11 protein-coding genes are annotated in these 11807 nt (G+C 62.4%); 5 read left to right on the plus strand and 6 right to left on the minus strand.

Annotated features, from left to right (window positions below):
* The first annotated feature begins 147 nt into the window (after window positions 1–147).
* From BMZ35_RS00680 to BMZ35_RS00695, 4 genes are read left to right on the plus strand one after another with little or no spacing between them, the layout of a single operon-like run.
* Window positions 148–1287: an ABC transporter ATP-binding protein gene (locus BMZ35_RS00680; RefSeq protein ID WP_093090031.1), complete on the plus strand. Its 1140-nt coding sequence runs from the start codon at window positions 148–150 to the stop codon at window positions 1285–1287.
* 10 nt (window positions 1288–1297) lie between these two features.
* Window positions 1298–2194: an ABC transporter permease subunit gene (locus tag BMZ35_RS00685; RefSeq protein ID WP_093090032.1), complete on the plus strand. Its 897-nt coding sequence runs from the start codon at window positions 1298–1300 to the stop codon at window positions 2192–2194.
* Entirely contained in the window at window positions 2191–3003 is an 813-nt protein-coding gene (locus tag BMZ35_RS00690; RefSeq protein ID WP_093090033.1) for an ABC transporter permease, read from the plus strand. Before BMZ35_RS00685 ends, BMZ35_RS00690 begins: the two co-directional genes overlap by 4 nt.
* Window positions 3003–4355 carry an NAD(P)/FAD-dependent oxidoreductase gene (locus BMZ35_RS00695; protein ID WP_093090034.1) on the plus strand — a complete coding sequence of 451 codons (1353 nt, stop codon included), beginning with the start codon at window positions 3003–3005 and terminating at the stop codon, window positions 4353–4355. Before BMZ35_RS00690 ends, BMZ35_RS00695 begins: the two co-directional genes overlap by 1 nt.
* Here the strand turns inward: BMZ35_RS00695 and tmpB are convergent.
* Window positions 4352–4939 carry a (R)-1-hydroxy-2-trimethylaminoethylphosphonate oxygenase gene (gene tmpB, locus BMZ35_RS00700; protein WP_093090035.1) on the minus strand — a complete coding sequence of 196 codons (588 nt, stop codon included), beginning with the start codon at window positions 4937–4939 and terminating at the stop codon, window positions 4352–4354. The two genes, BMZ35_RS00695 and tmpB, sit on opposite strands and share 4 nt — an antisense overlap.
* Entirely contained in the window at window positions 4936–6081 is a 1146-nt protein-coding gene (gene tmpA / locus BMZ35_RS00705; protein WP_093090036.1) for a 2-trimethylaminoethylphosphonate dioxygenase, read from the minus strand. Before tmpA ends, tmpB begins: the two co-directional genes overlap by 4 nt.
* A 98-nt stretch (window positions 6082–6179) precedes the next feature.
* On the opposite strand from tmpA, the gene BMZ35_RS00710 reads away from it, so the two are divergent.
* Window positions 6180–7058, plus strand: a complete 879-nt coding sequence (locus BMZ35_RS00710) for a LysR family transcriptional regulator (RefSeq protein WP_093090037.1) — start codon at window positions 6180–6182, stop codon at window positions 7056–7058.
* Window positions 7059–7061: 3 nt separating this feature from the next.
* Here the strand turns inward: BMZ35_RS00710 and BMZ35_RS00715 are convergent, their stop codons facing one another.
* From BMZ35_RS00715 to BMZ35_RS00730, 4 genes are read right to left on the minus strand one after another with little or no spacing between them, the layout of a single operon-like run.
* The gene (locus BMZ35_RS00715) at window positions 7062–7724 is read right to left on the minus strand and encodes an ABC-type transport auxiliary lipoprotein family protein (protein WP_242654665.1); all 663 of its coding nucleotides are present in this window, start codon (window positions 7722–7724) and stop codon (window positions 7062–7064) included.
* Entirely contained in the window at window positions 7721–9814 is a 2094-nt protein-coding gene (locus BMZ35_RS00720) for an MCE family protein (RefSeq protein ID WP_093090038.1), read from the minus strand. The genes BMZ35_RS00715 and BMZ35_RS00720 overlap by 4 nt, the downstream gene beginning before the upstream one ends.
* Before the next feature lie 3 nt (window positions 9815–9817).
* Window positions 9818–10636, minus strand: a complete 819-nt coding sequence (locus BMZ35_RS00725) for an ABC transporter ATP-binding protein (protein ID WP_093090039.1) — start codon at window positions 10634–10636, stop codon at window positions 9818–9820.
* Window positions 10636–11760 (minus strand): ABC transporter permease, encoded by a 1125-nt coding sequence (locus BMZ35_RS00730; protein WP_093090040.1) that lies wholly within the window; start codon window positions 11758–11760, stop codon window positions 10636–10638. Before BMZ35_RS00730 ends, BMZ35_RS00725 begins: the two co-directional genes overlap by 1 nt.
* Window positions 11761–11807: the final 47 nt, after the last annotated feature.

Genomic DNA, 11807 nt, shown 5'->3' on the forward strand with positions numbered 1-11807 from the left:
GCCGGTTTGGGGAAAATGCCTTTGCACCCGGAACCATGATTTGACCAATATCATGGGCAAGGGAGCCACGGTCCCGACCGCGCGCAGCCAGAAACATCGCGATACCGGACAGCACGATGCCGGACGCACCGACACGGAGGGAATGACATGAACCAACCGGCGCCCACCGCCGCTTTCGCACCCTGGGAGGATGCCAAGGCCAAGCCGCTGATCTCCTTTCAGAATGTCACAAAGAAGTTTGGCGATTTCACCGCCATCGACAACATCAGCATCGACATCTACGAACGTGAATTCTTTGCCCTTCTGGGCCCATCAGGCTGCGGCAAGACCACGCTGATGCGGATGCTGGGCGGGTTCGAGACGCCGACCATGGGCAAGATCCTGATCGACGGTCAGGACATGGCCAATGTCCCCCCCAACAAGCGCGCCGTGAACATGATGTTCCAGAGCTATGCGCTGTTCCCGCACCTCTCGGTCTGGGACAACATCGCCTTTGGTCTGCGCCGCGACAAGCTGCCCAAGGACCAGATCGAGGCCCGCGTCGAGGAAATGGTCAAGTTGGTCCGCCTCGACAAGTTCGCCCGCCGCAAGCCGCACCAGATTTCCGGCGGCCAGCGTCAGCGCGTGGCGCTGGCCCGTTCACTGGCCAAGGCGCCCAAGCTTCTCCTGCTCGACGAACCGCTCGGCGCGCTCGACAAGAAACTGCGTCAGGATACGCAGTTCGAACTGATGGACATTCAGGAAAAGACCGGCACCACCTTCGTGATCGTGACCCACGATCAGGAAGAGGCCATGACCGTCGCGTCCCGCATCGCCGTGATGGACGAAGGCCTTCTGATTCAGGTCGACACCCCGGCGCGCATCTACGAGACCCCGAACTCGGTCTACGTGGCCGACTTCATTGGTGACGTAAACCTGATCGAGGGCAACGCCAGCCCGCGCGGCGATGGCAAAACCATCCTGCACTGGGCCGAAGGTCAGCCGCCTCTGGTGGCCGAATGCCCGCATGCGCCGGACGTCGAAGCCCGCTGCACCTTTGCCATCCGCCCCGAGAAAGTCACCATTTCCAAGGAAAAACCCACCGATCGCACCAACGCGATTCAGGGCAAGATCGAAGACATCGCCTATCTCGGAAACCTTTCGACCTACAGCGTGCTTTTGGCCAATGGTACCCGCGTCAAGGCACAGACCGCCAATAATCGCCGCCTGTCGCGTCGCGAACTGACCTGGGAAGACGACGTCTGGCTAAGCTGGACCGAGACCGCCGGCATCGTGCTGGACAAGTGAGGGGGCTGACATGAATTTCCGCCGCTTCTCACTGATATCGGTCCCGTATCTCTGGCTTTTTATCCTGTTCCTCGTGCCCTTCGGCATCGTGTTCAAAATTTCGCTGTCGGACTACGCGATCTCGATCCCGCCTTACACGCCCACGCTCGACCTCACCGAAGGCTGGGCCGGGTTCAAGGCGTTCCTGTCCGCGCTGGACTTTGAAAACTACGTCTTCCTGACCGAGGACGATCTTTATTGGAAAGCCTACCTCTCCAGCCTCAAGATTGCCGTCTTTGCCACCGCTCTGACCCTGCTGGTCAGCTTCCCCATTGCCTATGGCATGGCCAACGCGCCGGACGAATGGCGCCCCACGCTGATGATGCTGGTCATCCTGCCCTTCTGGACCAGCTTCCTGATCCGCGTCTACGCATGGATGGGCATCCTGTCTCAAGAGGGTTTTCTCAACCAGTTCCTGATGGGGATCGGCATCATTTCCGATCCGCTGATCATCCTCAACACCAACTGGGCGGTCTATATAGGTATCATCTACACCTACTGCCCGTTCATGATCCTGCCGATCTACGCCACGCTGGAAAAGCTCGACCCCTCCTTGAACGAGGCCGCCGTTGACCTTGGTTGCTCACGCACCTCGTCTTTCTGGCTTGTCACCCTGCCACTGGCCAAACCGGGTGTGATTGCGGGCTGTTTCCTCGTCTTCATCCCCGCCTTGGGTGAATTCGTGATCCCCTCGCTTTTGGGCGGCTCGCGGACCCTGATGATCGGTAAAGTGCTCTACGAGGAATTCTTCGCCAACCGCGACTGGCCCGTCGCCAGCGCCGTGGCTGTCGTGCTCCTTCTGATCCTGATCATCCCGATCGTGATGTACCAGCGCAACCAGCAGAAAATGATGGAGGCGGAACAATGAGACGTCTGACATGGTTCAACACCACCTCGCTGACGCTGGGCTTTGCCTTCCTTTACCTGCCGATGGTCATCCTGATCATCTACAGCTTCAACGAAAGCCGCCTTGTCACCGTCTGGGCCGGGTTCTCGACCAAGTGGTACGGCGAACTGCTGCAGAACCAGGCGTTCCTTGACGCGGCTCTCGTGACGCTCAAGGTCGGCGTCGCGTCTTCGACCATCGCGACCGTTCTGGGCACGATGGCGGCCTACGTGCTGGTGCGCGGCGGCCGGTTCTTCGGGCGCACGCTGTTTTCTGGCATGATCTATGCACCCCTGGTGATGCCCGAAGTCATCACCGGTCTGTCGCTCCTGCTGCTCTTCATCTCGATTGGTCTGGATCGCGGCATGATCACCATCGTGCTCGCCCACGCGACCTTCTCGATGTGTTACGTCTCGGTCGTGGTCAGCTCCCGCCTTGTCAGCTTCGACAAGTCACTGGAAGAGGCCGCGCTTGATCTCGGCTGTTCGGCCTTCGAAGCCTTCCGCCTCGTCACCCTGCCGATTATTGCACCTGCGGTAATCTCGGGCTGGCTGCTGGCGCTGACCCTGTCACTCGATGACCTCGTGATCGCCTCCTTCGTGGCCGGGCCCAGCTCGACAACCCTGCCGATCAAAATCTTCTCATCCGTGCGCCTCGGCGTCAGCCCCGAGATCAACGCGCTCTCGACCATCCTGATCCTGATTGTCGCGGTGGGCACGATCTCGGCCTCGCTGGTCACAAAACGCGCGGTGAAACGCCGCCAGATGGAAGAGAAGATGGCAGGCGACTGATGACGAATACCTCGAAGGGCGCGCGTCTTTACGAAGACATGGCTTATGGCCCCGCCCCCATCGCCAACAGCTTCTGGCGGACAACCGTTCCGGCCATGGATTGCGCCGCCCTTCACGGGGCGGTGCGCTGCGACACGGTCATCATCGGCGCGGGGTATACCGGGCTCAACGCGGCGCTGGCGCTGGCCGAGGCCGGACAGGACGTGGTCGTGCTCGATGCAAACCAACCCGGCTGGGGCGCCTCGGGGCGCAATGGTGGATTCTGCTGTCTGGGCGGCGCCAAGGCCAAGGCAAAAACGCTGGTCAAACGCCACGGCGCCGAAGACGCCCTGGCCTATGCCACCGCCGAACGCGACTCCGTCGATCATGTTGCTGCCCTGCTGGAGCGCCACGGTATCGACGCCGACACCCATTCCAAAGGGGAAACCCTGCTCGCCCACACGCCCCGACGTGGCAAGGCGCTTGCGGGCGAGGTCGCCCATATCCGCGACACGCTCGGGGTCGAGGCAGAATACCTGCCCGCCGAAGCCCTGCCCGAGCACGGCTTCAACAGCCCTGAATTCCACGGCGCCCTGACCGTCCCCATCGGCTTTGCGCTCAACCCGATGAAATACGTCACCGGGTTGGCGCGGGCCGCCATGGCCGCCGGCGTGCGCATCTTTGGACAAAGCGCGGTCAACGCCATCGACACCGGCCCCACCGGCGCACATCGCCTCTCGACCGAGACCGGCGAAGTCACCGCGCGAAACCTGATCGTCGCCACCAACGGATATTCTTCTGAAAACCTGCCGCCATGGCTCGCCGGGCGTGTGCTACCCGTGCAAAGCTCGATCATCGTCACCCGCCCGATGTCGGACGACGAACTGAAAGCCCAAGGCTGGACCACACGGCAGATGGCCTATGACAGCCGCCACCTGCTGCATTATTTTCGCCTGCTGCCGGAAAACCGGATGCTCTTTGGACTGCGCGCCGCCTACCGCGCCACACCGGCCATGCATGCCGACACGGAACGCCGCGCGCGCGGCGACTTCGACCGTTTCTTTCCGGCGTGGCAAAACGTGGAAACGGAGCATTTCTGGTCCGGCCTCGTTGCACTCTCCCGCAGCCTCACACCCTTCGCAGGCCCGATTCCCGGCATGAACAACGCATGGGGGGCGATGTGTTACCACGGCAATGGCGTGGCCATGGGCAGCTATGCAGGCCGGCTTCTCGCGGCCCAGATCACCGGCACCGGCCCCGCCACGCCCGGCCTGATGCGCGAGCCCCTGCGCCGCTTTGAGCTGGGAAGCTGGCGGCGACTGGCCCTGCCCGCCGCCTATGGCTGGTACGCGCTTCAGGACATGATGCCCTAGCCGCGCATGTGCAGGTCGACCATCTTCTGAACGCGGTCCGCGAAATGGGCAAAACCCGGCGCCTCCATGTCGTCGCGTTTGCCCGCCTCGTCCAGATACCGCACCTGGATGATTTCCTTCAGGTAGGGGTTCTTTTCAAAGGCTGCGACCTCCTCCGGGCTCATCGGCCCGCCTTGCAGGTTCAGCGAATGCACCGATGCCTCGGACAGGCGCTTGAAATACTCCGGCTTGGTCGCGCACAAATACCGTTTGGCCGCCACGTGACAGCGCACGCATTCGGTGATCACCGGCGGAAAGAACCGCTCCAGCACCGCCGCGCCCGCATCTTCGTGATACCGATCCTCGGTATCGTCCATCGTGAACGTGCCAAACTCGCTGGTGAAATGCCCGATGTCATGCAGCAACGCGCCCACCACAATCTCGTCCGGCATCCCGTTCTGCTCGGCAATCGTCGCCCCCTGCAACATGTGCTCGGCCATCGTTACCGGTTCGCCAAGGTATTCTTCGCCCCCCCGTCGCTCGAATATGCCGGCGATGAAGTCCACGATGGTATCCGCGTTCAGATCGTCCTGCACCGTACTCATTCCGCCGCCTCCTTCTGGCTGCCCTGCAGCGCCGCCCAGGTCGACAGCAACCCGTCCATATCCGCGTAACACCCCTGCAACCAGCGCGACCCGGACCCGCTATAGCCTGTGCGCGCATGCAACAGGCGGCGGTTGTCAAACAACACGCAATCCCCCGGTACCATCTTGAACGTGATCTGGTTGGCCGGATCATCCACCAATTCGCCGAACCGGCGATAGGCAGCATAATAGGTCTCCATATCCTCAAACGGTACATCCACGATCGGCGCCGACGAGCGGTTGTTGAACCGCACGGTTCGCAGCGCCCCATCCGGCGTCAACTCGATCATCGGCAACCGTGTGCGCAGACACACGCCCGCGCTTCCGGCATATTCGAACCGCGCACAGTAGCGGCTCAGAAGGTCGAACCCCTCCGGCATCTCGTCGCGCAGTTTCTGCGCCACGTTGAACCCATCGACAAGGATCGACTCGCCGCCTTCTGCTGAATTCTCAAGACAATAGAGCAGTTGCAGGCTCGGCACCGGGTCGCGATAGGGGTTGTCCGTATGCCCCTGCAAACCCAGCCCGGTAAAGGCAAGGTTTGTCGGATTCACCTCGGTGCGCACCTCAAACCAGGTGCCATAATTGGTCTCGCGCACATAGCCGAACAGCTTGACCACCTCAAGCAATGCCCCGCTCTCAACCGGCCCGTCCGTCGAAAGCGCACAACCCGTGGCCCGTGCTGCACCCAGCCAATCGGCCAGCACCGCGCCGCGCCCCTGCAAATCCGACAAGGGCGCACGATACGCCTGCCCAGTCGAGCCGTCCCAAACCGTAACACCTTCTTCGCACCATCCCGGCGCACGGCCTTGCGCCCGGTCATAGACATGCCGCGCCAGCCATTCAGCAGGAAACGCGACCTCCTTGTCCTCCGGCGCAAAGCGCACCGTCACAACGCCGCCCGCCCCCGAGGCCGACGCAATCCGCGTCTCCGCGGGAATGTCCCCCAGCGTGATCAACCGCTGCCCGTTGCCCGGATCGCGCGTTGCCGGGTCCAACGCATTGTCCCGCAACCAGACCGCGTGAAACCGCGCCTCTGACCCGTCCGCAAAACCGACGGTCAAAAACCGTCCCTCTGCGCCCACTTCAACCTTGTCGACCATCTGTCCGCTCCGTCGCTGGCATTTTCCATTGTCAGTGTGCGGCAGGACAGGACATAACTCCAGTGACGACAAGATACCTCTGAGACCCAGTTTTTCTAATGCCCAACCCATCCCGCAAACCCGGCCTCCCGCCACTCGACTGGCTGCGCATTTTCGAGTCCGCCGCCCGGCTTGGCGGGTTCAGCGCCGCAGCACGCGAATTCGGCCTGACCCAGGCCGCCGTAAGCCAGCGTATCCGCAACCTTGAAACCTGGCTGGGACGCGACCTATTCCTGCGTTCGGCGCGCGGGGTTTCTCTGACCTACGCCGGCGAGGCATATTTGCCGCTGGTCGAAGACGCTCTTCAGGCGCTGGAACTGAGCACCGAGAACCTTTTCGGACAAGCCCCGCGCGACTTTCGCATCGCTGGGGTCGGGTCGCACCTGAACGCGCTGGTCCTCCCTGTCGCCCCCGCCTTCCTGAGCGCCCATTCAGACATCCACCTGAGCACGACCTCGGTGCCCCAACGCTCGGATTTCGCACGCGAGAAAACCCCGTTGCACCTGCGCTTCGGGCGCGGTCTCTGGCCGGGGCGCGACGCCGCGCTGATCTGCGCCGAAACCCTCGTGCCGGTCTGCGCCCCCGCGCACACCGCCACCGCCCTGACGGAACTGCCGCTGATCGAAACCCGTGGTGAACGCCCCGGTTGGCGCGACTGGGCAAGGCGGGTCAACATCCCCCTGCCCCCCGTGGCCCGGCTCAGCGTTGACAGTATGGAACACGGGCTGACTGCCGCCGCCCACGGCGCAGGGCTGCTGCTGGGCTCCCGCCCCTTGGCGCGTCCGTTGCTGGACACAGGTCAGCTTGTCGCCCGGGACACCCCCGCGCTCGATACGGACTTCGGCTATTGGCTCAGCTGGCCCGACACCGCCTTTCGCAGCACCCGCGCCCGCGCCCGGCTCGATGCTTTCATCGACCTGCTGCGCAGCGGGACCTGACACTCATGGCAAGGCCGGTCGCGGATTGTTCGCGGCATGGGTGTGAATCTTGCGAATGCTCCATTCCACCGCTTCCCGCATCGCCGACCCCAACGCCCCGTCAAAGGCCGTGGCAATGTCGATCATCTCGTCACTCGCCGCGACCCGTTGCTTGCCAAACGAGCTCGACGCGATGATGTGATCGCTGTAGCTGTCCACGATCTTGATATTGAGCCGCACGTCCACCACCAACCGACTGTCTTCAACCGTCTCATCTGGCAGGGTCGCCTGGAACTCGCGAATATCGGTCACGATCGAATAGTCCGGTCGCAGCCCCACGGTCGAACGGCCAACCGCCGCCACCTTGCCGCTATTCTCGAAACTCTCGATCAACAACGCCTGCACGATCAATGGAGCGCGATCGACCCAGCGCACCCTGGGCAGGTACTGGACCTGCAGAGGATTGGGCATCACCGCCACTTGGTCTGTGTCCACCGCCGCAGTGGCCGTGGGCTCTTCGACAATGATCTGCTGACGCAGGCGCGGCAGGTTGGAATCAAAAGTGCTTTTTGGCGTCAGCGCATAAAGGTCCGATGGCGTCGCCGCGCGGTTGAGCGTGCCGATCCCGGCACAGCCCGAAAGACCCAGCGCGCCTGTCACTGCCATGATAAGAATTGCCCGTGTCATCGGCGGAACTCCGAATTCTGTGTACCCAACAAGAAGCGTGCGGGATCGCGTTCGACCCGATTTGCGAGCCGATCAAGGTTCGCGACAAGAAGCCGGGATTCCTCGATGAACCTTACGAACTGCGGCATGCCAACCCGCAGGAAGTCGGACACGGGCCGCCGGTTTTCTTCCACGATTCCCTCGACCGTGGCCATCAGGCCAGACGCCGATTCCGAGGCCGCAAGAATTTCATCCGACACCTTGTCGAAATCGCTCGACACCCCGGTGACGGTTGTCGTGAACGCGTCCACCGCCCGGCGGATATCGGCAATGATCACGTCAACATCCTCATCGATCAGGGTATTCACCGATGCAAAGGTCTGCTCGGCGGTGTCCAACGTGCCCGTCGCCGTGTCCATCGCCGTCGTGATCGAGGCCAGCGTGTCATTGGCATTGGTGAACGCCTCCGTGGCCACCTCAAGTGCTGCGCTGGCTTCATCGCTCAAACCGTCAAGCTTGCCGGTCAGTTCTCCGACGCTGGTCTCCACCGTACCGATCACGCGGGTCGCTGTTTCCGTCGCCGTGCGCACATCCGCCAAGATGCCCGGCAGGTCGTCCTGCACGGCAGCATTGATCCCCTCGATCGCCGAACGCGCCTCTTGGGCCACCGCCCGCGCATCCGCCACCAGCGCCGCGCCATCCCCGCGCACCAGTTCGCCAACACTGTCCGAGGTTTCCCTGACCGAGACCATCATGCCCTCGGATTCCAGCAAGGCCTCCTTGAACACGACCAGGGTCTCCCGCGTCTCAGCAAGACGCGCCGTTGCCTGCTCCAACATCGCCTGCCCATCCTGCGACAGGGCCACCGCTTCGCGCTCCACGGTGCTCAGCGTCAATTGCGTCTGATCTATCAGGCCGGGTAGCTTCTCTTCGGTCAGAACCCGCGCCGAAGCGAGCGTTTCGGTCGCTTCATTGGCCAACGGTTTCAGATCGCCCTCGATCACCGCCCCGGCCGTGTCAGACGTCTTGCGCACCGACTCAAGCGTCGACGCCGCCTCGGTAGAAGCTGCTTCGAACGCCGTGATCGCTGTTTCCGCCTGCGCCACGCGCGCCTGCACCTCTGCCCCCACCTCTTCATAGCGGGCCATCAGACGGCTGGCATCGTCCCCCACCGTTGCGACCTGCTCTTCCAGAACCGCCGCCGTGTCCTGCAACTGGCCCATCAGCTCGGGCAATCGCTCTTCGATAAGCCCCTGCGCCGCCTGCACAGCCGAAACCACCGAAGGCTCAAGCGTCGTCACGATCGTATCGAGCGACCGGGCTGCCTCGGCCCCACGTTCGATGAATTCCTTCAATTCGCCCTGCATCAACGCATCTGCCGTCCCGAAGGCTGACCCGGCATTGTCCACCGCACCGCGCACCTCGACCAGCGTCTCGGTCGCTTCTTTAAGCGTGACTTCGGCCGTATCCGACAACGTATCCAAGCGGTCGGTAAAGCCCGCGATTGCCTTGGCCGCACCGCCCAGATCGCCGGACAAAACCTCGAAATCCTGCAACGCCTTGTCCAACCTTGCCGAGGCCGAAGACAGGTTGCTCAGCGTATCCGTCACCGCCTGCCGGTTGTCCGCACTAACCACCGACTGCACGTCCTCCAAAAGCGCAATCGCCTTTTCCAACAGCTCCGGCGCGCCCTCCAGCACAGATTGCAGCGGGCTTGGCTTTGCCACAATCACCCCGTTGCGCGCCAGCCGCTCCGCATCGGGAGACCCCCCCGACAAGGCCACATAGCTGACACCCGTAACACCCTGCGACTGCAATTGCGCCACCGTGTCCGTGCGCACCGGGGTCTGCGCGTCGATCTCGATCCGCACCCGCACCTTGCTGGGGTCCACATCGTCAAGTTCAAGATGCACCACCTGCCCCACGGGCAAACCATTGTAACGCACATCCCCTGCCGAGCTCAGGCCCGCCACATTCTCGAAAAGCACGTTGTAATGGGTGATCTGGCGTTCCACGTCGATCTTGGCCAACCACAGAAGAAAGCCGAAAGCTCCCACGATTCCCACTACGGTAAAAAGCCCGATCAGGATATAATTCGCGCGTGTTTCCATCGCCTACTTTCCCCTCAAGCCCTTTTCCTGCGCCGCGCGGGCGCGCGGGCCGGTGAAATATTCCTGAACCCAGGCGTTATCCACCGAGGTCATCGTCTCAATCGGCCCTTCGACAAGAACCCGTTTCTCGGCTAGCACCGCGATCCGGTCACAAATCGCATAAAGGCTATCAAGGTCATGGGTCACCATGAACACGGTCAAGCCCAGCGACCGCTGCAATTCTCCAATCAATTCGTCATACGCTGCCGCGCCAATCGGGTCGAGTCCTGCCGTGGGCTCATCGAGAAAAACGATCTCGGGATCCAGCGCCAGCGCCCGCGCAAGCGCCGCCCGCTTGCGCATCCCGCCAGAAAGCTCCGAAGGAAACTTGCCGCAAGCCAGAGGGGGCAACCCGGCAAGGCTGATCTTCAACTCGCCCAATGCCTTCATCAACCCACGGCTCATCCTGAGATGTTCGCGCATCGGCGCCATGACGTTCTGCAACACGGTCAGCGAGGAAAACAGCGCCCCGTCCTGAAACGCCACGCCCCAGCGTTGTTCGACGCTCTGGCGTTCCGCCTCGGATGCATTGAGCACATCGACCCCCAGCACCTCGATGCTCCCGGCGGCGGGTTTGTTCAGCCCGACGATGGTGCGCAGCAGCACGGATTTCCCGGTTCCCGATCCGCCAACCACGCCCAGCACCTCACCACGCCACACATCAAGGTCCAACCCGTCATGCACCACCTGCCGACCGAACTGGTTACGCAGACCGCGTACCTTGATGACCGCTTCCCGATCACTGGCCGCGTCCGTGGCGGCGGGGTGGGGTTGCCCGTCCATCACACCCCCATTTTCGCAAAGAACACGGAAAACAGCGCGTCCAGCGCGATCACCATGAAAATCGACTGCACCACCGAAGCGGTGGTGCGCTGGCCCACACTGGTGGACGATCCGCGCACCTGGAACGCCTGCCAACAGGCAATCACCCCGATCACCAGCGCAAAGAACGGCGCCTTGATCATGCCCACGCCCAGATGCCAGATACTCGTGGTCTCCTGCAGGCGCGTGACGAACATGCCGGGGCTGACATTAAGGTTCAGCCAGCTCATCAACGCCCCGCCAAACAGCCCAGACATATTGGCCACAAAGCCAAGGATCGGCAGCATGATCAGCAGCGCCAGAACCCGCGGCAAGACCAGCACGTCAATCGGGTTGAGCCCCAACGTCCGCATCGCGTCGATCTCTTCCTGCACCTTCATCGACCCGACCGAGGCAGTAAAGGCCGACCCAGAACGGCCCGCCACGATGATCGCGGTCAGCAGGATTCCCAGCTCCCGCAGGATCGAGATGGAAATCAGCTCGACCACGAACACTTCGGCACCAAATTGCTGAAGCTGCGTCGCACCCTGAAAGGCCAGAACAATCCCGATCAGGAACCCCATCAGCGCCACGATAGGCACCGCCTTGAACCCGACATCATCCATCTGGCTCACCAGAGGTGCCCAGCGCATCTTCCATGGCATCACCACCGCCCGCGCCAGCGCGGCCAGCGTCTCGCCGAAGAAACTCAGGATCGACAATGTCCCCTTCTTGCCCCGCTCGACCTCTCGACCGACACGTTCCAGCCATGCCAAAAGACCGCGCTCGGGTTCCTCTTCGCCGGGCTCTTCGGGAATGGCCTCCCGGACGGTCTCGATCAGCGCAAGATGGGACGGCGCGGCATTGATCAACGTCACCTTCAGCCCGTCGGCCTCAAGGCGCGCCATCAACTCGACAATCAACCACGCCCCGCCCGTGTCGACCACTTCCACCCCGGACATGTCGATCTCAAGGAACCGCCCACCGGCATCCACATCGGCAAACGCCTTTTCAACGGTGCCCAACGAATGCGTCAGGTACCGCCCGGCCAAACGCAAAACGGACCCGTTATCGGAGCCTTCCAGAATAAGAGTCGGTGCAGACATGCCTCAATCAAGGTCATTCCGGGGGGGAACTGCAATCAAAAACTGAG

It is taken from the genome of Shimia aestuarii (genome assembly GCF_900114635.1).
In the GTDB taxonomy this organism is placed as follows: Bacteria; Pseudomonadota; Alphaproteobacteria; order Rhodobacterales; family Rhodobacteraceae; genus Shimia; species Shimia aestuarii.